This is a genomic window from Azospirillum brasilense, assembly GCF_008365405.1.
Lineage (GTDB): Bacteria > Pseudomonadota > Alphaproteobacteria > Azospirillales > Azospirillaceae > Azospirillum > Azospirillum brasilense_D.
In genome coordinates, this window is the sequence record NZ_QOKV01000004.1 from 340,244 (window position 1) to 363,206 (window position 22,963).

Annotated in this window: 21 protein-coding genes; 10 read left to right on the forward strand and 11 right to left on the reverse strand. The window is 67.6% G+C overall.

Annotation, left to right across the window (positions count from 1 at the left end; translation table 11 throughout):
* The first annotated feature begins 12 nt into the window (after nucleotides 1–12).
* The 3 genes from DS837_RS10130 (at nucleotide 13) to DS837_RS10140 (ending at nucleotide 3,220) form a co-directional block, all read left to right on the forward strand.
* On the forward strand, nucleotides 13–822 hold the full coding sequence (locus tag DS837_RS10130) for a class I SAM-dependent methyltransferase (RefSeq protein ID WP_247889847.1): 810 nt from the start codon (nucleotides 13–15) through the stop codon (nucleotides 820–822).
* A gap of 4 nt (nucleotides 823–826) precedes the next feature.
* Nucleotides 827–2,368: a 2-polyprenylphenol 6-hydroxylase gene (gene ubiB / locus DS837_RS10135; RefSeq protein ID WP_247889246.1), complete on the forward strand. Its 1,542-nt coding sequence runs from the start codon at nucleotides 827–829 to the stop codon at nucleotides 2,366–2,368.
* Between the two features lie 120 nt (nucleotides 2,369–2,488).
* On the forward strand, nucleotides 2,489–3,220 hold the full coding sequence (locus DS837_RS10140; RefSeq protein ID WP_149164611.1) for a cytidylate kinase-like family protein: 732 nt from the start codon (nucleotides 2,489–2,491) through the stop codon (nucleotides 3,218–3,220).
* Here DS837_RS10140 and DS837_RS10145 read toward each other — a convergent pair.
* Nucleotides 3,175–4,983 (reverse strand): extracellular solute-binding protein, encoded by a 1,809-nt coding sequence (locus DS837_RS10145; protein ID WP_149164612.1) that lies wholly within the window; start codon nucleotides 4,981–4,983, stop codon nucleotides 3,175–3,177. The two genes, DS837_RS10140 and DS837_RS10145, sit on opposite strands and share 46 nt — an antisense overlap.
* A gap of 148 nt (nucleotides 4,984–5,131) precedes the next feature.
* Between DS837_RS10145 and ppa the strand changes: the two genes are divergently transcribed.
* The gene (gene ppa / locus DS837_RS10150) at nucleotides 5,132–5,689 is read left to right on the forward strand and encodes an inorganic diphosphatase (protein WP_149164613.1); all 558 of its coding nucleotides are present in this window, start codon (nucleotides 5,132–5,134) and stop codon (nucleotides 5,687–5,689) included.
* A gap of 159 nt (nucleotides 5,690–5,848) precedes the next feature.
* Here ppa and DS837_RS10155 read toward each other — a convergent pair whose 3' ends face one another.
* On the reverse strand, nucleotides 5,849–6,295 hold the full coding sequence (locus DS837_RS10155; protein ID WP_149164614.1) for a hypothetical protein: 447 nt from the start codon (nucleotides 6,293–6,295) through the stop codon (nucleotides 5,849–5,851).
* A 188-nt stretch (nucleotides 6,296–6,483) separates the two neighbouring features.
* Nucleotides 6,484–7,425, reverse strand: coding sequence for an L-lactate dehydrogenase (locus DS837_RS10160; RefSeq protein ID WP_149164615.1), 942 nt, complete (start codon nucleotides 7,423–7,425; stop codon nucleotides 6,484–6,486).
* 298 nt (nucleotides 7,426–7,723) lie between these two features.
* Between DS837_RS10160 and DS837_RS10165 the strand changes: the two genes are divergently transcribed.
* Together DS837_RS10165 and DS837_RS10170 are read left to right on the forward strand one after the other, a co-directional pair.
* Nucleotides 7,724–10,408 (forward strand): bifunctional acetate--CoA ligase family protein/GNAT family N-acetyltransferase, encoded by a 2,685-nt coding sequence (locus tag DS837_RS10165; protein WP_149164616.1) that lies wholly within the window; start codon nucleotides 7,724–7,726, stop codon nucleotides 10,406–10,408.
* A 60-nt stretch (nucleotides 10,409–10,468) separates the two neighbouring features.
* Nucleotides 10,469–11,038 carry a Uma2 family endonuclease gene (locus tag DS837_RS10170; RefSeq protein WP_149164617.1) on the forward strand — a complete coding sequence of 190 codons (570 nt, stop codon included), beginning with the start codon at nucleotides 10,469–10,471 and terminating at the stop codon, nucleotides 11,036–11,038.
* An 18-nt stretch (nucleotides 11,039–11,056) separates the two neighbouring features.
* Here DS837_RS10170 and DS837_RS10175 read toward each other — a convergent pair whose 3' ends face one another.
* Nucleotides 11,057–12,046, reverse strand: coding sequence for a 2-hydroxyacid dehydrogenase (locus DS837_RS10175; RefSeq protein ID WP_145623097.1), 990 nt, complete (start codon nucleotides 12,044–12,046; stop codon nucleotides 11,057–11,059).
* A 219-nt stretch (nucleotides 12,047–12,265) separates the two neighbouring features.
* Here DS837_RS10175 and DS837_RS10180 point away from each other — a divergent pair, with 219 nt between their 5' ends.
* A complete protein-coding gene (locus DS837_RS10180; protein ID WP_149164618.1) occupies nucleotides 12,266–12,820 on the forward strand; it encodes an SH3 domain-containing protein in 555 nt (184 codons plus the stop codon).
* 67 nt (nucleotides 12,821–12,887) lie between these two features.
* Here DS837_RS10180 and DS837_RS10185 read toward each other — a convergent pair whose 3' ends face one another.
* The 5 genes from DS837_RS10185 to DS837_RS10205 form a co-directional block, all read right to left on the reverse strand.
* The gene (locus DS837_RS10185) at nucleotides 12,888–13,481 is read right to left on the reverse strand and encodes a DUF3501 family protein (RefSeq protein ID WP_149164619.1); all 594 of its coding nucleotides are present in this window, start codon (nucleotides 13,479–13,481) and stop codon (nucleotides 12,888–12,890) included.
* Entirely contained in the window at nucleotides 13,478–13,897 is a 420-nt protein-coding gene (locus DS837_RS10190) for a rubrerythrin family protein (protein WP_014238831.1), read from the reverse strand. The genes DS837_RS10185 and DS837_RS10190 overlap by 4 nt, the downstream gene beginning before the upstream one ends.
* 199 nt (nucleotides 13,898–14,096) lie before the next feature.
* Nucleotides 14,097–14,528: an iron response transcriptional regulator IrrA gene (gene irrA / locus DS837_RS10195; protein ID WP_014238832.1), complete on the reverse strand. Its 432-nt coding sequence runs from the start codon at nucleotides 14,526–14,528 to the stop codon at nucleotides 14,097–14,099.
* A gap of 137 nt (nucleotides 14,529–14,665) precedes the next feature.
* The gene (locus tag DS837_RS10200) at nucleotides 14,666–16,063 is read right to left on the reverse strand and encodes an NAD(P)H-dependent flavin oxidoreductase (protein WP_038531606.1); all 1,398 of its coding nucleotides are present in this window, start codon (nucleotides 16,061–16,063) and stop codon (nucleotides 14,666–14,668) included.
* A 228-nt stretch (nucleotides 16,064–16,291) separates the two neighbouring features.
* Complete coding sequence (locus DS837_RS10205; RefSeq protein ID WP_149164620.1) at nucleotides 16,292–17,041, reverse strand: glycerophosphoryl diester phosphodiesterase; 750 nt, start codon at nucleotides 17,039–17,041, stop codon at nucleotides 16,292–16,294.
* A gap of 65 nt (nucleotides 17,042–17,106) precedes the next feature.
* On the opposite strand from DS837_RS10205, the gene DS837_RS10210 reads away from it, so the two are divergent.
* Nucleotides 17,107–18,141, forward strand: coding sequence for a lysine-2,3-aminomutase-like protein (locus tag DS837_RS10210; RefSeq protein WP_149164621.1), 1,035 nt, complete (start codon nucleotides 17,107–17,109; stop codon nucleotides 18,139–18,141).
* Here DS837_RS10210 and DS837_RS10215 read toward each other — a convergent pair whose 3' ends face one another.
* Nucleotides 18,142–18,696 (reverse strand): TspO/MBR family protein, encoded by a 555-nt coding sequence (locus DS837_RS10215; RefSeq protein WP_149164622.1) that lies wholly within the window; start codon nucleotides 18,694–18,696, stop codon nucleotides 18,142–18,144. It lies immediately after the preceding gene.
* A gap of 125 nt (nucleotides 18,697–18,821) precedes the next feature.
* Between DS837_RS10215 and ypfJ the strand changes: the two genes are divergently transcribed.
* Together ypfJ and DS837_RS10225 are read left to right on the forward strand one after the other, a co-directional pair.
* Nucleotides 18,822–19,715: a KPN_02809 family neutral zinc metallopeptidase gene (gene ypfJ / locus DS837_RS10220; RefSeq protein ID WP_149164623.1), complete on the forward strand. Its 894-nt coding sequence runs from the start codon at nucleotides 18,822–18,824 to the stop codon at nucleotides 19,713–19,715.
* Between the two features lie 74 nt (nucleotides 19,716–19,789).
* Nucleotides 19,790–22,540: a pentapeptide repeat-containing protein gene (locus tag DS837_RS10225; RefSeq protein WP_149164624.1), complete on the forward strand. Its 2,751-nt coding sequence runs from the start codon at nucleotides 19,790–19,792 to the stop codon at nucleotides 22,538–22,540.
* Between the two features lie 115 nt (nucleotides 22,541–22,655).
* Here DS837_RS10225 and DS837_RS10230 read toward each other — a convergent pair.
* Nucleotides 22,656–22,963, reverse strand: a 308-nt coding sequence (locus DS837_RS10230) for a transposase (protein ID WP_211102161.1), incomplete at its 5' end; no start/stop codon positions are given.

Sequence of the window (22,963 nt, forward strand, 5' to 3'; positions counted from 1 at the left end):
ATGTTGCGCGCCATGACCGATCCGCGCACCCCCTCCGCCCCGTCCCAGCCCGCAGCTCCGGCCCAGGCCACCGGCGTGTCCGCCGGGGCCGAAGGGAACTGGTTCGGCTACCGCCCCGTCGACCCCGACGCCAAGTCCGGCCTCGTCCGCGCCGTCTTCGACAGCGTGGCCGGTCGCTACGACCTGATGAACGACCTGATGTCGGGCGGCATCCACCGGCTGTGGAAGGACACGCTGATGGAGATGGTGGCGCCCAAGGCCGACATGACGCTGCTCGACGTGGCGGGCGGCACCGGCGACATCGCCTTCCGCTTCCTGGAGCGCGGCGGCGGCCGGGCCGTGGTCTGCGACATCACCGAGTCGATGGTCCGCGTCGGGCGCGACCGTTCCTACGACCGCAACCTGCTGACCGGCGTGAACTGGACGGTCGGCGACGCCGAAAGGCTGCCCATCGCCTCCCGTTCGGTGGACGCCTACACCATTGCGTTCGGCCTGCGCAACGTCACGCGCATCGACGCCGCGCTTTCCGAGGCGCGCCGCGTGTTGAAGCCCGGCGGAAAGTTCTTCTGCCTGGAGTTCAGCCACGTGGTCCTTCCGGTCCTGCGCGAGATCTACGACGTCTATTCCTTCCAGGTCCTGCCGCGGCTCGGCCGCATGGTGGCCGGGGACGAGGACAGCTACCGCTATCTGGCGGAGAGCATCCGCCGCTTCCCCGAGCAGCAGGCCATGGTCAAGCGCATCGAGGCCGCCGGATTCGGCGCGGTGCGCGTGCGCAACCTGACCGGCGGCATCGCCGCCATCCATTCCGGCTGGCGGATCTGACCGGATGCTGTTCCGGACCGCCCGAAACATCGGCCGCCTCTTCGTGATCGGCCGCACGCTGGCGCGCTACAACGCGCTGCCGGAAACGCTGCCGCAGACCGCCCCCGGCTTCGCCCTGTTCTGGCGCTGGGTCGGCAACGCCAAGGAGCCCGGCCGCGTCGGCCAGCGGCTGGCCCGCGCGCTGGCCGATCTGGGGCCGACCTACATCAAGCTGGGGCAGCTGCTGTCCACCCGCTCCGACCTCGTCGGCGAGCGGATGGCGCTGGACCTGGCCGAGCTTCAGGACAAGCTGCCGCCCTTCCCCGGCGCACAGGCCCGCGCCATCGTCGAAGAGGAGCTGGGCGCCCCCATCGGGACGCTGTTCCGCAGCTTCGACGAGGTGCCGGTCGCCGCCGCCTCCATCGCGCAGGTGCATTTCGCCGTCACCGCCGAGGGGCGGGAGGTCGCGGTGAAGGTGCTGCGGCCGGGCATCGAGAACGCCTTCGAGCGGGACATCGACCTGTTCTACTGGCTGGCCGAGCTGGCCGTCGTGGTCATGCCCAAGCTGAAGCGGCTGCGCCCGCGCGAGGTGGTGGACACCTTCGCCCGCACCTCCCGCCTGGAGATGGAGCTGCGGATGGAAGCCGCGGCGGCGTCGGAACTGGGGGACAACTTCAAGGACGACCCCACCTTCAACGTGCCGGCCATCGACTGGGACCGCACGGCGCGCCGCGTCCTGACGCTGGAGCGCATCCGCGGCTTCAAGGTCGACGAGTCGGAAAGGCTCGACGCCGCCGGCTTCGACCGCGACGAGATCCTGGCGAAGGCCTCGGCCAGCTTCTTCAACCAGGTGTTCCGTGACGGCTTCTTCCACGCCGACCTGCATCCGGGCAACCTGTTCGTCACCCATGACGGCAACATCACCGCCGTCGATTTCGGCATCATGGGCCGGCTGGACCGGGCGACGCGGACCTATCTGGCCGACATGCTCATCGGCTTCCTGACCGGCGACTACCGCCGCGTCGCGGTGGTGCATTTCGAGGCGGGCTACGTCCCCCGCCACCAGTCGATCGAGGTCTTCACCCAGGCCTGCCGCGCCATCGGCGAGCCGTTGCAGAACAAGCCGCTGAGCGAGATCTCCGTCGGCCGGCTGCTCGCCCAGCTCTTCGCGGTGACCGAGCAGTTCGAGATGGAGACCCAGCCGCAGCTCCTCCTGCTCCAGAAGAGCATGCTGACGGCGGAGGGGGTGGGCCGCTTCCTGAACCCCGACATCAACATGTGGGAGCTGGCGCGTCCGCTGATCGAGGACTGGATGCGCGAGAATCGCGGGCCGGAGGCCCAGATTCTCGACGATCTGGAGGCCGTGGTGTCGACGGTGCGCCGCCTGCCCCGGCTGGTGAACCAGGCCGAACGCGCCGCCGCCGAGCTGGCCGACGGCGGCCTGCGCCTGCACCCCCATTCGATCAAGCATATGCTCGACCGCTGGGTGGAGCGCCGGATCAGCGAGCGCATCGCCCTGTGGATCATCGTCGTCCTGCTGACGGTGATCGCGGTGAAGGTGCTGTAAATCCATTTTGACTGAGCGCGAAAGGGGTGCGGCGGCGTGCCTCTCCCCCTTGGGCGTGGTTGACCCCGCCACCGCCCAGCCGGACACTGGAGTCGTCGCAACCGTTCGCGGAGGGAAGCCATGGCCCGCGACGAATTCCAGGCGCTTCTGACCTACATCCGAACCGACCAATTCCAGCCGCACCGGCCCCGCTCCGGCCCGCTGGAGTCCCCGCCGCCCGTCGTCACCATCGCCCGCGAGCACGGGACCGGCGGCGAGGTGATCGCGGCGAAGCTCGCCGAGTCGCTGGGGGTGCCCTGCTTCGACAAGGAAATCCTCGACGCCGTGGTGGCGACGGCCACCTCCGACCCGACGCTGATGCGCCAGCTCGACGAGAAGCTGCCGGGCCGGGCGGGGATGTTCCTCTACGCCAGCCTGATGGGGCTGCACGACCCGCTGACCGAGTACCAGCGGCTGCTGACCCGCGTGGTCAACGGCATCGCCTTCCGCGGCGGGGTGATCGTCGGGCGCGGGGCGCATCTGCTGCTGCGCGGGGCGCCGCGCTTCCGCGTCCGCATCGTCGGCTCGGACGAGGTCTGCGCCGCGCGGCTGGCCGGCGGCGATCCCGGCAAGGTCGCCGACGCGCTGCACGAGGTCCAGCGGGTCAACGCCGCCCGCGCCAAGTATTTCAAGGAGTTCTTCAAGGTCTCCAACAGCGATCCGCTGCAGTACGACCTGATCGTCAACACTGACCGCTTCACCGATCTGGACGCCGTGGTCGATGTGATCCTGCACGCCTACCGGGTCCATGGCGGGCATGAGGAGGCTCAGCCGCCCTCCTCGATCCACCAGGACTCGACCAGCGGGCCGTAGAGGGGCGTCGCCTCCGGGTGCTTCAGCCGCGACCAGCGGGCCATGCGGTCGGCCGGGCTGTGGAACAGCGGCACCATATAATGTCCCCACAGCAGCACCCGGTCGAGCGCACGGACGCGGGCCACGAGGTCGGCGCGGGTCCGCGCCTCGGCGATGGAGGCGGCGATGGCGTCCACCACCGGGTCGCGAATGCCGGGATAGTTGCGGCTGCCCGGCTGGTCCGCTGCCTCGGACCCGTAATAGTAAAGTTGCTCATTGCCCGGCGAGAGGCTGGAAACCCACCAGCGCAGGGTCATGTCGAAGTCGAAATGATCGAGGCGCGCCTGATACTGCGCGTTGTCCACCGTGCGCACCGTGGCAGCGATGCCCAGCCGCTCCAGCGAACGGGCGTATTCCAGCGCCACCCGCTCGTCCGCCGGGTTGCCCAGCAGGATTTCGAAGGCGAAGGGACGCCCCGCCCCGTCCGTCAACCGCCCGCCGTTCACCCGCCAGCCGGCCTCGGCCAGCAGGCGCAGCGCCTCGCGCAGGTTGCCCCGCGCCCCCGCCGGGCCGCTGCCGTCGGTGTGCGGCAGGGTGAAGGGGTCGGTGAACAGCGCCGGCGGCAGGCGGTCGCGGAAGAGCTCCAGCACCGACCGTTCCTCCGGCCCCGGCACCCCCTCCGCCGCCAGCTCGGAGTTCGGGTAATAGCTCGCCGTGCGGACCAGCGCGCCATGGAACAGCGTCTTGCCGATCCAAGCGAAATCGGTGGCGAGACCCAGCGCCCGCCGCACCCGGATGTCCTGGAACGGGGAACGCCGGGTGTTGAAGATCAGGCCGCGGGCGAACTCCGGACGGCGGTGCGGCAACTCCTCCAGCACGATCCGCCCCGCGCGGAGCGCCGGGCCGTCGTAGCCGGTGGCCCATTTGGTGGGGTCGGATTCGCGCCGCACGTCACCCTGCCCGGCCAGGAAGGCCTCCAGCGCCACCGAGTCGTCGCGGTAATAGGTGAAATCCAGCGTGTCGGCGTTGAACAGCCCGCGCCGCGACGGCAGGTCCCGCCCCCAATAGTCGGCCACCCGCTCGTAGAGGATGCGCCGCCCGGCCTCCGCCTGTTTGACCCGGTAGGGGCCGCTGCCCAGCGGCGGGTCGAGCGTCGTGGCGGCGAAGTCCCGCCCCGCCCACCACGCCTTGGCGTGGATCGGCATCAGCCCCATCAGCAGCGGCATCTCGCGGTCGAACCGCCCGTCCGGGCCGGGAACGAAGGCGAAGCGGACGGTGCGCTCGTCCGGCGCCTCGGCGCTCGCCACCTTGGCGTAGTACTGGCGGCGGTTCGGCGTGCCGTGTGCGCGCTGCACCTCCAGCGAGAACAGCACGTCGGCGGCGGTCACCGGCGTCCCGTCGTGCCAGCGCGCGGCGGGGTTCAGGTGGAAGACGGCGCCACCGCGGTCCTCCGGGACCTCCAGGCTCTCGGCCAGCAGGCCGTAGAGCGAAAAGGGCTCGTCCCACGAGCGGGCCAGCATCGTTTCGAAGACGAAACCAAGCCCCAGGGCGGGCACGCCCTTGACCACATGGGGGTTCAGGGTGTCGAAGCCGCCAGTCACCGCCTGGCGCAGCGTGCCGCCCTTCGGCGCGTCGGGATTGACGTAGGCGAAATGCGCGAAGCCCGGCGGATAGGCGGGGTCGCCATGCATGGCGAGGGCGTGGACAGCCTTCGCGGGGGTGTCGGCCCGTGCCGCAAGGGGAAAAAAGGCGAGACAGAGCAGCGCAAAGAGGATGCAGGGCATGGCGAAGGCTCGTCCCTTTGCCGCACCTGCGCAAGTGGCTTTGACTTATGCCCGCATCTGCCTAAACTCCGCGCGCGCGGCGCCGGGAGCTTTGGCCCGCGTCCACAACCAAGCGCAACCCGCTTTTGCAGTCGAAGGATGGTTTTCCATGGATCTCAGCAAGGTTCCGGTCGGCAAGAACGCCCCGTGGGACGTGAACGTGGTCATCGAGATCCCGTTGCGCGGCGAGCCGGTGAAGTACGAGATCGACAAGGAGTCGGGCGCGATGTTCGTCGACCGCTTCCTGCACACCGCCATGTACTACCCCTGCAACTACGGCTTCATCCCGCACACCCTGTCGGGTGATGGCGACCCGGTGGACGTCTGCGTGGTCGGCCGCCATTCGGTCATTCCGGGCGCCGTGCTGCGCTCGCGCCCGATCGGCGTGCTGTTCATGGAGGACGAGGGCGGCGAGGACGAGAAGCTGCTGGCCGTTCCGGTCGACAAGCTGCACCCGTTCTACAGCAACGTGAAGTCCTACAAGGACCTGCCGGAGATCACCACCGAGCAGATCGCCCACTTCTTCCAGCACTACAAGGATCTGGAAAAGAACAAGTGGGTGAAGATCCTGCGCTGGGGCGACGAGCAGGAAGCCGCCAAGAAGATCCAGGAAGGCATGGAGCGCGCCGCCGCCGCCACCAAGGGCCAGCTCGGCCCCGTGGTCTGACGCGCCCCTCGACTGGACGGGTTGCAAGGGCCGGCTCCGCACTGCGGGGCCGGTCCTGCAACGCGGACCGGGGCTCGGGGGCTTTTGCAGGCAACAGAATTTACACGGATTTCTGCTTGCTGATTCTTGTATGAGTTTTGGAAAAAATGTCCATGTTGGCTAAAAACAAGCCGAAGCAGTAATCCTGGACATTTCCTGCAAGTCTTTTTCTGTTATTTCATTGATTATTTTTGTCATAAGGCCATCCTCTTTGATTTTGCTCCATCTCTGTCTGCACATACTATAAAAACGATCATTCCCCAGAAAATTTTTTATCCTGAAAAGTTCATCAGTCAAATCTTCTTTCCGTGGAATTATTTTATCCTTTTCAATTTCAAAAATATTTTCTATGAAATTATCAAAAGTATCGATGTTGCGCCTTATATTTTCCTGAACGTCTTTTTCCTCATCCATCTGGCAGGCACCGAGAAACGTATCGAAAGATACCATTACCGTTCGCGCACAAAGTATATGCCCCAGATACGCCTCTCTGTTGGGAGCGTCATCACCAGCGGACGCTCCATTCGCATGAAGAACCACCAAAAGCACAGCCAAAACCCGCAGCATTGACCGGTTCACTCCAAAGGCATCCGAGGACGACACCCAACCACGCTTCGGATGAAGGAAAGCCTTACGAACCGGGCCCCTCCCTGACCCTCTCCCCACTTCGCGGAGGAGGGAATTTGGAAAAGCCCCTCCCCCGCGCAGTGGCGGAGGCCGGGTTGGGGCCCGGCGCGACGGCGTCCCTCACCCCATCACGGCAGCGACTTCTCCACAGAGGTTACCGCCTCCTTCAGGATTTCCGCGCTGCGCTTCAGCGCCGCCGCCTCCTCCTCCGACAGGTCGGGCATCACCGTCTCCAGGACGCCGCCCGCCCCGATCACCCGCGGCAGCGACAGCGCCACGTCCGGCACCCCCAGAACCTCGTCGTTGAGGATGGAGCAGGTCAGCACCGCCCGCTCGTCCCCGGCGATGGCCGCGACGATGCGCGACAGGCCACCGCCGATGCCGAAGGCCGTGTGGCCCTTGCCGTCGATGATGCGGTAGGCGGCCCGGCGCACGCCCTCGTCGATGGCCGCGCGATCCTCCGCCGTCAGGGGGCGCTTCAGCCGCTCGGCGCCGCGGTCCACCGGCAGGCAGGCCACGGTGGCGCCGGACCACAGCAGGACTTCCGAATCGCCATGCTCGCCCACCACATGGGCGTGCACCGACTTCGGCGTCACCCCCAGCCGGTCGGCCAGCAGCGCGCGGAACCGCGCGGTGTCGAGAATCGTGCCGGAGCCGATCACCCGCGACGGCGGCAGGCCGGAGATGCGGGTGGCGATCTGCGTCATCACATCCAGCGGGTTGGTCGCCACCAGCAGGATGGCGTCGGGCGCCGCCGCCAGGACCGCCGGGATGATGGCGCCGAAGACCGCCGCGTTGCGCTCCAGCAGTTGCAGGCGCGTCTCGCCGGGCCGCTGCGCCACGCCGGCGGCCAGCACCACCACGCCGGCCCCGGCCAGCGCCGCGTAGCCGCCGTGGCGCACCTGGGCGGCGCGGGCGAAGGGCACGGCGTGGGCGATGTCCTGCGCCTGGGCCGCCGCCAGCTTCTCGTTCATGTCGACCAGCACGACCTCGCTGGCCGAACCGCTCATCACCATGGCGAATCCCGCCGTGGCGCCCACCGCGCCGGCCCCGACGATCCCGACCTTCATGGCTCCCGCTCCCTGCTTTTTCCGTTGAGGGTCAACAGGGTGGAGCATCGCGCCCGCCCGCTCAAGCCCCGATGCGCGGCAGGGATATCCGGTGCGGAGGGGGGCGCGACAAAGGGCGCCTGTACAAAGGTATGACCAATGTGTATGTTGCACCGCAACATGAGCGGCGATCGGTCGCGTTCCCGTCCCGCGATTGCCTCCTTACTCCAGATTGCAAGTCGACGGCCCCGGTCCGATCTTTAGCGGAATGGCGGCTGTTCGAGCCTTGCTGTGTGAGACGAACCCCCGGAACCCGGCCATGACCGTTCGCAACCTCGACCGCCTGTTCAAGCCCGCCTCCATCGCCCTGATTGGGGCGACCCGAAAGCCGAACACCATCGGCGCCGTGGTGGCCCGCAACCTGTTCAACGCCGGGTTCGACGGCCCGATCATGCCGGTGACCGGCGAGCGCGCGGTCGAGGGGGTGCTGACCTACAAGTCGGTGGACGATCTGCCGGTCACGCCGGATCTGGCGGTGATCTGCACGGCCGCCCCCACGGTGCCCGCCACCGTCGACGCGCTGGGCAAGCGCGGAACCAAGGCGGCCATCGTCATCTCCAGCGGCTTTTCCAAGGAGCAGACCCAGACCCTGCGCGAGGCGGCGAAGCCCCACCTGATGCGCGTTCTGGGTCCCAACAGCCTGGGCATCATGGTGCCGGGCCGCGGGCTCAACGCCAGCTTCGGCCACGTCACCCCGAAGAAGGGCGACGTGGCGCTGGTGGCGCAGTCGTCCATGGTGGTGACGTCGATCGCCGACTGGGCGACGGCGCGGGGGATCGGCTTCTCGCACCTGATCTCGATGGGCGACAAGGCGGACGTCGATTTCGGCGACCTGCTCGACTATCTGGCCGGCGACGCCAACGTGCGCGCCATCCTGCTCTACATCGAGAGCATCAGCGACGCGCGGAAGTTCATGTCGGCGGCGCGCTCCGCCGCCCGCCAGAAGCCGGTGATCGTCATCAAGTCCGGCCGCACCGACGAGGCGCTGGAGGCCTCGACCTCCCACACCGGGGCGCTGGCGGTGTCCGACGCCGTCTATGACGCCGCCTTCCGCCGCGCCGGCATCCTGCGCGTCAGCGGCCTGGACGAGCTGTTCGACGCGGTGGGCACGCTGGGCACCGGGTCGCCGATCACCGGCGACCGGCTGGCCATCCTGACCAACGGCGGCGGCATGGGCGTGATGGCGACCGACAGCCTGATCCTGTCCGGCGGGCGGCTGGCCCAGTTCGCGCCGGAGACGATGGACGCGCTGGAAAAGGCGCTGGGCGCCGGCAGCGCCCGCAACCCACTGCGCATCGGCGGCGACGCCCCGCCCAAGCGCTACGCCGACGCGCTGAACGCGCTGATGGCCGACCCCAACAACGACGCCGTGCTGGTGCTGAACTGCCCGACCGCGGTGACCGACGGGCTGGCCGCCGCGCAGGCGGTGGTCGACACCATGATCGCCAACAAGACGCGCAAGCACCCGGTGCTGACGAGCTGGCTGGGCGACAACACGGCGGCCGAGGCGCGCAAGCTGTTCGCCGCCAACCGCGTCCCCACCTACGACACGCCCAGCCACGCGGTGCGCGCCTTCCTGCATCTGGTCGAATACCGCCGGAACCAGGAGCTGCTGATGGAGACGCCGCCGTCGGTGCCGGAGGATTTCCAGCCCGACGGCATCACGGTGCGCAAGATCATCTCCCGCGCCATCGCGGAGAAGCGCGACTGGCTGAGCGAGTATGAGGCCAAGCGCGTGCTCGCCGCCTACGGCGTTCCGGTGGTCGACACCCGCCGCGCCGACACGCCGGAGGAGGCCGCCCACTGCGCCGAGATGATCGGCGGGCCGCTGGCGCTGAAGATCCTGTCGCCGGACATCACCCACAAGTCGGACGTCGGCGGCGTCGCCCTGCACCTGACCGAGCCGGCGGAGGTCAAGGCCGAGGCCGAGGCCATGCTGGCCCGCGTGCGCGAGGCGGTGCCCGACGCCCGCATCGAGGGCTTCACCGTTCAGGAGATGGCGGTGCGCGCCGACGCCTACGAGCTGATCGTCGGCATGACCGAGAACGAGTTGTTCGGCCCTGTCCTGCTGTTCGGCGAGGGCGGCATCGGAGTGGAGGTGGTGGAGGACTATGCGCTGGCATTGCCGCCGCTGAACATGAAGCTGGCGACCGAGCTGATGGGCCGCACCCGCATCTGGCGCCAGTTGCAGGGCTACCGCTCGCGCGCTGCGGTCGATCTGGAGGCGGTGGCGCTGACGCTGAACAAGATCTCGCAGCTCATCGTCGATTTCCCGGAGGTCGCCGAGCTGGACATCAACCCGCTGCTCGCCGACTCGGAAGGCGTGCTGGCGCTCGACGCCCGCATCAAGGTCGGCGTGCCCGCCCTGCCCGGTGCCAAGCGTCTGGCCATCCGCCCCTACCCCAAGGGGCTGGAGGACCGGATCACCATCAAGGACGGCCGCCAGTTCGTCGTCCGCCCCATCCTGCCGGAGGACGAGCCGCTGGTGCACCACATGGTGGCCAACCAGACGCAGGAGGATCTGCGGCTGCGCTTCTTCGCGCCGCTGAAGCGGCTGTCGCATCAGGCCGCCGCCCGCCTGACTCAGATGGACTACGACCGCGAGATGGGTCTGGTCGCCGTCGGGCCGGACCCCGAGACCGGCGACACCATCATGTACGGCGTGGTGCGCATCACCGCCGACCCCGACAACCTGCGCGCCGAATACGCCGTGATGGTGCGGTCGGACATGAAGGGCCAGGGGCTGGGCTACCAGCTGATGAACAAGATCCTGGACTACGCCCGCTCCCGTGGGATCAAGGAGGTGTACGGCGAGGTTCTGCGCGAGAACACCAGCATGCTGGGCATGTGCCGCGCGCTGGGCTTCATCCGCAAGGAGAACCTGGACGAGCCCGGCGTGGTCGAGGTGCGGATCGAGCTGGGCGGCGGGCTGGCCGCGAAGTAGCCACGGTGGCACCCCCCTGGGTGGCGCCACTTGGAAGCGGCGAGGGAGAGGGCCATACTCATGGGCATGAGCGATCCGGCACCCCGCCCGATGACCGTGGATGAGTTCCTCGTCTGGAACGACGGGACGGACACCCGTTATGAGCTGGACGGCGGCCAACCGGTCGCCATGGCACCGCCGTCCGATGCGCACGCTCTTCTCGCGGCCAACATCGTCGTCGAGTTCGGGAAGCGTCTCCACCCACCCTGCCGGGCGCGGGTCGAAGCCGGAATTCGTCTGCCCGATCGCGACGATGCCTGGTTCCAGGCCGACGTCGCCATCGGTTGCGGACCGACGTCAAACAAGCCCGGAACGGTGGACCCGACGATCATCGTCGAGATCCTGTCACCGTCCACCGCCCAGTTCGACCGCGGCCGAAAGCTGGCGATCTATCGGGAAATCCCGTCGGTGCAGGAAATCCTGCTGCTCGACTCGACGAAGCGCTGCGCCGAGCTGTGGCACCGCGAGGATGAGCGGAGCTGGGTGGTCCGCGACGTCATCGGGGGCGGGACGCTGCGCTTCCCCTCGGTCGGGATCGAAATTCCCATGGCCGCCCTGTATGAGGGCGTCCTGTATGAGGGCGTCCTCTAGACGCCCTCTCCCGCGGCCTTACAGCAGCGTTTCCAGGACGCGGTCGGGCGGGGCGTGGCCGTCCGCGAAGGTCTTGATGTTGATGATGACCTTCTCGCCCATATCGATCCGGCCCTCGATGGTGGCGGAGCCCATGTGCGGCAGCAGGACCACGTTGTCGAGCCGCAGCAGCTTCGGGTTCACCGCCGGCTCATGCTCGAACACGTCCAGGCCGGCTCCGGCGATCTCGCCCTTCGACAGCATCCGGGTCAGTGCCGTCTCGTCGATGACCTCGCCGCGCGAGGTGTTAACGATGAAGCAGTGCGGGCGCAGCAGCTTCAGCCGGCGCTCCGACAGCAGATGGTAGGTGGCCGGGGTGTGCGGGCAGTTGATGGACACCACGTCCATGCGCGCCAGCATCTGGTCCAGGCTGTCCCAGTAGGTCGCCTCGAGCTCCTGCTCGACGTCGGGATAGACGCGGCGGCGGTTGTGGTAATGGATCGACATGCCGAAGGCGCGCGCCCGGCGCGCCAGCGCCTGCCCGATACGGCCCATGCCGAGGATGCCCAGCCGCTTGCCCTGGATGCGGTGGCCGAGCATTGTCGTCGGCCCCCAGCCCTTCCACTGGCCGGAGCGGACCAGCCGCTCGCCTTCCGCCAGCCGGCGACCAACCGCCAGCAGCAGGGCCATGGTCATGTCCGCCGTGTCTTCGGTCAGGACGCCCGGCGTGTTGGTGACGCTGATGCCGCGCTCCCGCGCCGCCTTCAGGTCGATGTGGTCCACGCCCGTCCCGAAGGAGGCGATGAGGCGGAGCTGCGGCCCGGCCTTCTCGATCACCTCGCGGTCGATCCGGTCGGTGACGGTGGGAACCAGCACGTCGGCCACCTGCGCCACCTCGATGAGCTGGGCGTGGGACAGGGGTTCGTCGTCGGAGTTCAGCCGTGCGTCGAACAGCTCCATCATCCGCGTCTCGATGACATCGGGCAATTTGCGGGTGACGACGACGAGCGGCTTCTTCTTTTCAGTCATTGGACGGTGCCTCCCCCATTCCGGGCCGACGCTTGTCCTATCAAGCGGTTGGGAAGCTGTCCAGATGACAGTGACGATTCGGCGCGCCGCACGGCTCCATGATGTGACAAGAGCCGCCGCGATGCCGCCGCCCGCGCCTTGCGCTTGCCCCTGGCGGCTACCCCTAATTATAGTGCCTCCGACTCAAATCCATCCGATCTCCACAGCACGGGGCTGCCGGTGTTGCCGTTGCCGACGACGTCTGCCATCCGCCGCGCTCTCGCCGTTCTGGCGCTGGCCGTCGCAGCCTTGGCGCCGGTCACTCTGTCCTCCGCCGGCGCGTCCGAGGGCGGGCGGCGCGAGAAGGACCCGACCCACGCCTCGGGCCTGCCGATCCCCCGTTTCGTGTCGCTGCGCTCGGGCGAGGTGAACGCGCGCACCGGCCCCAACGTGCGCTACCCCATCGAATGGGTGTTCACCCGCAAGGAAATGCCGGTGGAGATCACCCAGGAATTCGACACCTGGCGCCGCATCCGCGACTGGGAAGGCAGCGAGGGCTGGGTCCACCAGAGCATGCTGTCGGGCAAGCGCAGCATCGTCATCACCGGCGACATCCGCACCGTCCGCAAGGAGCCGCGCGGCGATGCCGCCGTCGTGGCCCGCGCCCAGCCGGGCGTGATCGGCTGGCTGCGCAAGTGCAAGGGCGAGTGGTGCGAGGTGGACCTGAAGGGCTATCGCGGCTGGATGAGCCGCGGCGAGTTCTGGGGCGCCTATAAAGACGAGACGTTCGAGTAACGGACGGGGAGTTTTATCCCCTCCCCTGCGGAGCGGGGGAGGGTTAGGGAGGGGGCAACAGGTCCCCCTACCCGAAATCCCCCGCAAGCTCCGCCCGCACCGCCTCCGGCATCACCGCCATGTGGCCGTACCGGGGATGGCCGATGCCGAGGATCACCTCCGTCCCGGGGGTGCGGAAGGCGGCGATCTGCTCCGGCGTGAAGTCGAAATGCAGGAAATGGACGGCGGACGCCTTGCCGGCCGCGTTCGTGCGCTCCACGTCCTCCTCCGGCCGGCCGGTCACCGTGTGGCCGGCGAAGCGCAGCGTCACCGTCCGCTCCACCCCGCCAAGCCGGCCAAGCTCGGCGGCGCGGTGCGCCGGGTCGGCGATCTCGAACATCACCGTGGCGACCAGTTCCGTCCCCTGGGGGATCAGCCCGTTGTAGGCGCGAAGCTCGCCGTCGATCTGCGCCTCGCCGCCCCGCTCGATGAACAGCATTTCGTGGACCTGCTGCCACATCGTCTCGTAATTCTCGAAATGGACGATGGCGCAGGGGCCGACCGCGACGCGGCGCCTCTTCTTCACGGCGACCAGGGCGGTGCGGCGGGCGGCGCGTTCGCGGGCGTAGCGGTCCAGGGGAAGGATGTCGGCGCGCGTGATCGCGGTCCGGCGGAGGGTCATGACGACAGCTGGTCCAGCATCCTCTGGAAGCGTCCGGCGTGGCTCCGCTCGGCCTTCGCCAGCGTCTCGAACCAGTCCGCGACCTCCTCGAAGCCTTCCTCGCGGGCGGTGCGGGCCATGCCCGGGTACATGTCGGTGTATTCGTGGGTCTCGCCGGCGATCGCGGCCTTCAGGTTGCTCACCGTGTCACCGATGGGCAGGCCGGTGATCGGGTCGCCGGCCTCCTCCAGGAATTCCAGATGGCCGTGGGCGTGACCGGTTTCGCCCTCCGCGGTGGAGCGGAAGACGGCGGCGACCTCGTTGTGGCCTTCCACATCGGCCTTCTGGGCGAAATAGAGATAGCGGCGGTTGGCCTGGCTCTCACCCGCGAAGGCCGCCTTGAGGTTCTGCTCGGTCTTTGTGCCCTTCAGCGACATGGCGGCGTTCTCCCCACGGGGTTCTGTCCGGCCCGGCCGCGCACGGGCGTGGGGCCTCCGGGGGCCGAGCCTCGGCTACGGCTTATGCCATTGCTCCCAAAACGCGTCAATGTTCCGGAAATTCCCCGAAGGCCCGATCGGGAGATGGATTTTTTCGTGACGCGGCCATCGGCCGCCTGTCCTTCAGCGATCTTCGCCCTCAGCGGTCCTCGCCCTGCTCCGCGCTCAGCCGGACGATCACATCCACCCGGGCGATGCGCGTGCCCGGCGGGGCCGGCGGCAGATGCTGCACCACCACGTCGTCGCCGGGAATGTCCTCCAGCCGGCCCGTCCCTTCCAGGAAGAAATGGTGATGGTCGCTGGTGTTGGTGTCGAAGTAGGACTTGCCCGCCTCCACCACCACCTCGCGCAGCAGGCCGGCGGCGGTGAACTGGTTCAGCGTGTTGTAGACCGTGGCCAGCGACACCCGCAGGTCCGCCCCCATCGCCTCGGTGTGGAGCTGCTCGGCGGTGACGTGGCGGTGCTCCCCTTCGAACAGCAGGCGGGCCAAACCCAGACGCTGGCGCGTCGGGCGGAAGCCTGCCGTCTGCAGGCGGTCGAGAGCGCGCTTGAAGGGTCGGGTGCCGGTCATCGTCGTCTGTTCGCCGTGGTTCAGGTCACAAAGTCGGAACGCGAAACGGACCGCGGCGATCTGCCGCAGCCCGTTCACTTTAGAACGATTTCAGGTCAGGGGGCAAGCGCCCCCCGCAAAACCGCGGGCCGCCGGCGTCAGTAGCCGGTGGCGATCCGCTCGACCAGCTGCTTCACGGTCGGGATGAACCCGTCCTTGTAGTAGGGGTCCGACGCGAAGCGGAAGGCGTTGTGACCGGCGAACATCAGCTGGTTTTCGCAGTCGTCGGTGTGGCTGACCGCCTGCAGGGTCTTCTGGATGCAGTAGGAGCGCGGATCGGCGCGCTTGCCGTTCGTGCCTTCCTCGTTCTGCGCCCAGTTGGAGAAGTTGCAAGCCGACAGGCAGCCCATGCAGTCCACCTGATCGCGGTGGATGCGCTCCGCCTGCTCCGGCGTGACGAAGATGACCGTGCTGTCCGGCGTCTTCAGGCCGCTGGTGAAGCCCTGGGACAGCCAGCCCTCGGCGCGGGCCTTGTCCGTCTCGGTCACATAGACCGGGCGGCCGCGCGGACCCAGCGGCAGCTCGGCGGAATGCTCGCCCACCGGCTTGGGCAGATAGGCCACCTGACGCTCCGAACGGGCCATCAGGTCCATCAGGAACGGGTTCTTGACGGCCGAGGAGTAGAAGCCCGTCGGCGAGAAGCGGTTCAGGAAGACGTCGCCCTCCTTCAGCGTCAGCAGACGATGCTTCCAGGCGTTGGAGATCGGGCTTTCCTGGGTCAGCAGCGGGCGCGTGCCGAACTGGAAGGCCACCGGGCCGAGATCGGGGTTGTCGATCCAGTCCTCCCAGTCCGACAGCCACCAGACGCCGCCCGCCATGACGATGGGGGTGTCGTTCAGGCCGAAGCTGTTCATCATCTGGCGCAGCGCCAGGACGCGGGGGAACGGATCCTCCGGCTTCAGCGGGTCTTCGGAGTTGGACAGGCCGTTGTGGCCGCCGGCCAGCCACGGGTCCTCGTAGACCACGCCGCCCAGGTTCTCGCGGAACTTGTGGTAGGCGCGCAGCCACAGGGCGCGGAAGGCGCGGGCCGAGGAGACGATGGGGTAGTAATGCACGCCGTAGTGCACGGCGATCTCCGCCACGCGGTAGGGCATGCCGGCGCCGCAGGTGACGCCATGGATCAGGCCTTGGGAGCCTTCCAGCACGCCGTGCAGGATGTGCTCGGCGCCGCCCATCTCCCACAGGACGTTCATGTGGATGCGGCCCTGGCCGTTCGACGCCTCGTGCGCGATGCGCGCCTGCGCGATGCCGCCCTGGATACCGAACTTGATCAGCTCGTCGTGACGCTCGCGGCGGGTTTTGCCGTGATAGACCTGCGGCAGGAGATTCCCGTTCTCGTCGTAGCTGTCGGCGTTCACGCCCGAGAATGTTCCGATACCCCCGGCCGCCGCCCAGGCGCCCGAGCTTTCCCCGTTGGAGACGGCAATTCCCTTGCCACCCTCGACGAGCGGCAGAACCTCCCGGCCAGACATCAGCAACGGCTTAAGCGCCTTCAACGAAACCTCCAAGACCATGAGAGCGCCCGCGCACGGGCACCCGGACAGCGCGACCCGAAAGACGACGAAAAACGCCGCCGGGAGTCATGCCCCCGACGGCCCAGCCGCCATGAGCGATCTATATATGAGGAAATTTCCGTGCGGACGAGCGGATTCGCGGTGTTAGAAAAAAATCTGTCACAGCGACAGTTCCCCAAACGTCAACCGGTGGTCCCAACGGCAACTGCTTTACAGGGGTGCCTGTTCGGCCAGTTCCGCCGCCAGCCGGCCGGGCGCGTCGGTGAAAACACCGGCCACACCCCAGTTGAACAGCGTCCGCGCCCGCGCCGCGTCGTTGACCGTGTAGGCCAGAACCGGGCGCCCGGTGGCGCGGTAGGCGGCGACGCTCTCCGCCGTCTGACGATCCTGATGGATGTTCAGCGTGGCCGCGCCGACGCGGTCGGCGATGGCCGCCCAGTCGGCGGGCGGGTCCCACAGCAGGTAACCGCGCGGAATCTCCGGCGCCCGATCGCGCGCCACCTCCAGGCAAGGCACCTCGAAGCTGGACACCAGCAGGGGCAGGCCGCCGGGCCACAGCCGTTTCAGCAGTTCCAGCGCCGCTTCCGCCGTCGCCACCTCCTGGCCGGGATAGGGTTTGATCTCCAGATTCAGGCCCAGGCCCAACTTGCGGATCACGCCCAGCGCCTCTTCCAGGGTCGGCACCGTTTCGCCGGCGAAACGGGCGTCGAACCAGGAACCGGCATCCAGCGCCTTCAGCTCCGCCAGGGTCAGGTCCGGCACCGGCCCGGCGCCGTTGGTGGTGCGCTCCAGCGTGTCGTCGTGGATCAGCACCGGCACGCGGTCGCGGGTGAGCATCACGTCCACCTCGACCCAGGCGGCGCCCTGGCGGGCGGCTTCGCGCAGGCTGGCGAGGGTGTTTTCCGGCGCGCTTTCCTTGGCGCCGCGGTGGCCGATCAGGCGGGGAAGAGTCGACAGCATGGGTCCTGCGGGAGTAAGAGCGGGCCTCTCATGATAGGCGCAAAGCGGCGGATCGGGAACGAGCGATGAAGGCAGCCCACAGCGTGACCGAACTGGTGGCCGCCGGGCTGATGACGCCCGCGGCGGGCGAGGCCGTGGCCGCCGTGGCCGACCGCTACGCCATCGCCCTGACCCCGTACCTGCTGGAAACCCTGGCGGATGCCGCGCCCGGCGATCCCCTGTACGCCCAGTACGTTCCCTCTCCGGAGGAGGCGTACACCGCGCCGGAGGAGCGCGAGGACCCCATCGGCGACGTGGTGCGCAGCCCGGTAAAGGGCATTGTCCACCGCTATCCCGACCGTGTCCTGCTGAAGCCGCTGCACGCCTGCGCGGTCTACTGTCGTTTCTGCTTCCGGCGCGAGATGGTCGGCCCGGGCGGCGAGGCCCTGTCGCCCGAGGAACTAGACGCCGCGCTCGCGTACGTGCGTACGCATCCCGAGGTGTGGGAGGTGGTGGTGACCGGCGGCGATCCCCTGCTGCTGTCGCCGCGGCGCCTCTCCCACATTGTTCGCAGCCTGTCGGACATCTCCCATGTCGGGGTGGTCCGGCTGCACACCCGCATCCCCGTCGCCGACCCGGCGCGCGTCACCGCGGAGCTTGTCGAGGCGCTGAAGGCGCCGGACGTGGCGACCTGGATGGCCGTCCACGTCAACCACGCCAGCGAGTTGACGGAGCCGGTGCGTGGCGCCATCGCCCGGCTGGCCGAGGCCGGCATCCCCCTGCTGGGCCAGACCGTGCTGCTGAAGGGAATCAACGACGAGGCGGCGGCGCTGGAGGCGCTGTTCCGGGGGTTGGTGCGCAACCGGATCAAACCCTATTACCTGCACCACCCCGACCTCGCCGCCGGCACCAGCCATTTCCGCCCGACCCTGGCCGAGGGGCAGGCGCTGGTGAAGGGACTGCGCGGGCGCGTTTCCGGCCTCTGCCAGCCGACCTACGTTCTGGACATCCCCGGCGGGCACGGCAAGGCCCCCGCCGCGCCGGGTTGGGTGCAGCCGGACGGCGAAGGTGGCTATCTGGCGGAAGACTTTACCGGGGCGACGCACCGCTACCGCGGCTGATCAACGCGTCCCCAGCCCCGGCCCCAGCCCGAACAGCGGGTCCGGGTTCAGGACCACGCCATGAACGGCGACGATGGAGGCGAAGCCGGTCCACAGCACCAGCGGCAGCCAACTCGCCGCGATGGCGCGGTCGTCCGGCCAGACCAGCAGCACGCAGGTCGCGGCGATTATGAAATAGGCGATGGTCCAGGCCGCCGCCAGGATCGGGCTGCCCATCGTGAAGTAAGCGAATCCGAAACTGGCGTAGAGCAGCCACAGCGCCCCCTGCATGCCGATCAGCGCCGGGCGCCAGCGGATTGTCCAGGGCGCGTTCAGCAGCCGCACGCAGCCCCAGAGCTGGATCAGGCTGATGCTGAACCAGACGACGGGAAAGGCCCAGCCCGGCGGCTGCAGCGGCGAGGGTTGATAGCCGGGAAACGGCTCCCCGCCCCGCTCGAACACGCCGTAGGTGTTGGTGAGCAGCCAGAAGACCAGAGCCTGCCACCAATGCACGCGAAAGGGCAGCGGGCCGGTGTCGGTTGCGGGTTCCGTCGGGACGAAGGAGCGGTGGTTCATGCCTTAGGAAATGGCACGGCCCCGCTTGCGGTCAAGCGCGGGGTTGACGCATCCGGCGGAGCGCCGGAACAGCCGCGCCCCCTCGCCGGTTTTCCTCTGGCAATGCGTTGGGGGAGGATCGGGCGATGCGGTGGCAGGACGGTCGCGAGAGCGAGAATGTCGAGGACCGGCGCGGCACGCCCGGAAGCGGCGGCTTCCGCAGGGGTGGGATCGGAATCCCCATCGGGCGCGGCGGCATCGGCATCGGCGGGCTGGCGGTGATTGTGGTGGTGTCGCTCCTGCTGGGCATCAACCCGCTGGACCTGCTGCAAGGCACCGTCCCGCAGGAGCAGGCCCGTTACGAGCAGTCCGACGTTCCAAGCAACGGAACCGACGACGAATTGAAGCGCTTTGTCTCCGTCGTCCTTGCCGACACGGAGGACACGTGGTCCGCGCAGTTCCAGCAGATCGGCCGGACCTACCAGGATCCCGCGCTGGTGCTGTTCTCCGGCACGGTGGATTCGGGCTGCGGCTTCGCCCAGGCGGCGATGGGTCCCTTCTACTGCCCGCAGGATCGCAAGGTTTACATCGACCTCAGCTTCTACCGCGACCTGCGCGACCGCTTCCGCGCACCGGGCGACTTCGCCCAGGCCTACGTGATCGCCCACGAGGTCGGCCACCATGTGCAGAACCTGCTGGGCATCTCCGACCGGGTGCAGCAGGCCCAACGGCAGGCCGGGTCGCAAGCCGATGCCAACGGGCTGTCGGTGCGGCTGGAGCTTCAGGCCGACTGCTTCGCCGGGCTGTGGGCCAACCACGCCAACCGCGAGCGTCAGATCATCGAGCCCGGCGACGTCGAGGAGGCGCTGACGGCGGCCAGCGCCATCGGCGACGACCGTATGCAACGCCAATCCCGCGGCACCGTGACGCCGGACAGCTTCACCCACGGCAGCTCCGCCCAACGGGTGCAATGGTTCCGCAAAGGGCTGGAGCGGGGGGAATTGAACGCCTGCGATACGTTCGGGGCGGAGCGGCTGTAGCCAACTCTGCGATTTGGTTGAGTTAGTCTATAGTTTTTACTAATTTTGAGCGGCTTTCTGGTTAGGGGCTGCTCATGCCGATCATCGTCGATAAGAAGAAACTCGCCATCGCCCTCGGCAAGGTCGGGCTGAACGCCGCTGCCGGCAACATCGTCGAGGCGGTCAAGGAGTTCATCGACGCGGCGGACGCCTTCACCCGCGACGGGCCGGGCGACGCCACGGCGGAGGACGGCGCCCGCCTGTTGCTTCAGCGCGGCGCCTACACGGCGGCAATCCGCAGCATCCAGCGCTTCGCCCGGCAGGCACCCCTCCTCGCCGCGGAGGCCGATCCGCGCGAGATCGAGGCCGAACTGGCCCGCCACACCGCCGACACGCCGCTCGAACTGACCGGAGCCGCCTTTTCCGACCCGGACCGCTGGCCCGCCCTGTCTGTGGTGCTGGACGCTTTCGCCGGCTGGCAACGCGTCTGCCGCGTGCCGGAGGAGCATCGCGAAACGATGCGTCTGGCCTTCCGCGAGGATTTCGTCCTGGCCCTGGCCGCCGGACTGCGTGACCCCAGCCGAGAGGCCGATTATCGAGCCATGCTCGCCGAAGTGACGCGCACGACCCCGCTGGACGGCGCGGCGCAACGGGCACTGGATTGGCAAGCCTACCGAGCCCGTTTGGTGGAAGCGGTGCATCGGCCCCTCCGCTCGCTCGATCCAGAGAGGGTTCCGCGCTTTTCCCTGCACGATCTCTACGTGCCCTTGCGAGCGTCGGTGGGGGAACCGCCGGCACCGGAGCATCGGCGCAAGGGCGATCCGCTGATCCCCATTCGATGGCTGGACGACGAACTTGATGAATGGATCGAGCGGGCCAACCCGCGCGATGCGGTCCGGGTCCTGTCGGGAGAGCCCGGAGCCGGCAAGTCGAGCGCCTGCACTATGCTAGCCGCGCGGCTGGCGCGGAAGGGCCGGCGGGTGCTGCTGGTACCACTAAGCCGACTGAATTACACGGGCGACGCGCGAGCTGAACTGTCCCGCTTCCTGTCTGACGAGGTGGGCCATGACGCTCTGGAACGTGCGCGAAGCGACAGCGGACCTCCCCTGCTGTTGATCTTGGACGGGCTGGACGAGTTGGCTAAGGTTGGCCAGGGTGCGGTGACTCTGCTGAACGGATTCATCGGCAGCCTGAGCCACGCGCGGTCGGAGTGGAATAGGAACGGGCTGCGGGTCCTGTTGCTTCTAGCGGGCCGCCCGGGTGCAGCTGAAACCACGGACACAATGTCCCGCACCGAGGGCGCACGGTTGCACGTCCTGCGTTTCCGGATTGAGGGTACGCGGTGCGACTGGTTTGACGATGGCGCGCTTGCCCGACTGGATCAACGTCCGGCTTGGTGGCGGCGCTTCGACCATACAGGTGGTCGGCCAGAAATGCTTCGGAAGCGCAACGCGCACTTAGACGCACTCACCGAGCAACCATTGCTCAACTGGTTGATCGCTCAGATCCTGACTTTGGAAGGCACCAAGCGCGCGGCGTCCATCGACGGCATACACGACCTCTACAGCCGCTTGTTCGGTAATGTGCTGGACCGGGTGAACCGGCGAAGCGAGAGTGACGCGCTTGAGGCCATCGACGGCCTGAAACGCAACGACCTCGAATGGATGTTGGAAGAAGTTGCAGTCGCGGCTTGGCACAACGGAGGAGACCGGACTGTCCCCTTTCCGGAGGTCCAGAAACGGTTGGAAGACGCCAGCCTTGACCGGCATCTGGCTTGTCTGACAACGAATCGCGACGATGCGCTGACCTGCCTACTCGACAGCTTCTTCTGTCGTTCTCACACCGGCCAGACCCATCGGGCGGTGGAGTTCACGCACAAGAGCTTCGGCCAGTTCCTGATCGCAAAGCGGATGCTGCGGGAAGTGGAGTCCAGCCACGATTTGCTGTCTCGACGCAGCGGGCGGACCAGCCTGTCAGCATGCTTGGGGGATTGGCTGGCGCTGTGCGGTCCCGCGGCAATGGATCGCGCCCTTTTGGACTTTCTACGATCTGAGATGGCCTCTGCCGCTTCCGGCGGCGGGGTGACGCGCGACATCGCGAAATGGCGGGAGTCCCTGGCGCGCCTGTTTGACGAGTGTGTTCGGCAAGGCATGCCGCTGCCCAACGGTGATTTTCGGTCGCGGGAGATCGAGCGAAGGGTTCGCAATGCTGAAGTTGCCCTTCTCGCCACCTTGGACGCCGCCGTGTCAGTAACTCTGGCGCCGTCCGAACGGTCGATCATCCGATTGGAGCCGGAGGGTGTAAAAAACTCAACACTGTCGGCATCGACCCTGCATCGCCTGCTTGGGCCTTTTACCGACCGGAGCATCGCACGCTTTTGTCTTTCCTGTCTAAACTTGGGGGGCGCCAACCTGCGAGGGGCCGACCTGACGAACGTTGACCTAACGGGCGTTGACTTGTCAGGCGCCGACCTTGTGTACGCCAAATTGTTAGGTGCTACTTTGAAAAACGCCGACCTTACCAGCGCCGATCTGACAGGTGCTGACCTAACGCGGACCAATCTGACGGACGCCGATTTAACATACGCCGACTTAACATCCGCCAACCCGACGTACGCCACCCTGACGCGCGCGGACCTGATGGGTGCGAACCTGACAGACGCCAATCTGATAGACACTGACTTAACGGATGCCAACCTGATGAGCTCCGACTTAACGGATGCCAACCTGACGCGCGCCGTTTTGACAGGCGCCAACCTGATTGACGCGGATATGACAGGTGCGGACATAACGGGTGCCAATCTGACAGGTACCGATCTGACGCGCGCCAAAAACCTACCTTCCTAATGAGGGGATGTTGCCCCGCATAAGAAACGCGCTACAGAAGTAGCGGATCGTGCCCCTGAGCGTGGTGTAGGAGTTGGGTCGCTCATTTGGTCTCCGGCTGGTCTGGCCGGGATTGTCAGGCAGCCACGTCGGGCAGGCTGACGAGGGGATCATCGCCGAGCGGGGCGATGGTTTCCAGCGTCATATAGCGCGCCCTCTGGACAGCCCATTCGTCGTTCTGCTCCAAGAGGATCGCACCGATGAGGCGGGTAATCGCCTCCTCGTTCGGAAATATGCCGACAACCTCGGTGCGCCGCTTGATCTCGCCGTTGAGACGTTCAATCGGGTTGGTCGAGTGGAGCTTGGCCCGATGCTCCTTGGGAAAGGTCATGTAGGCCAGCACGTCTTCTTCCGCCTCGTCCATCAGGGTGGCCAGCTTCGGCA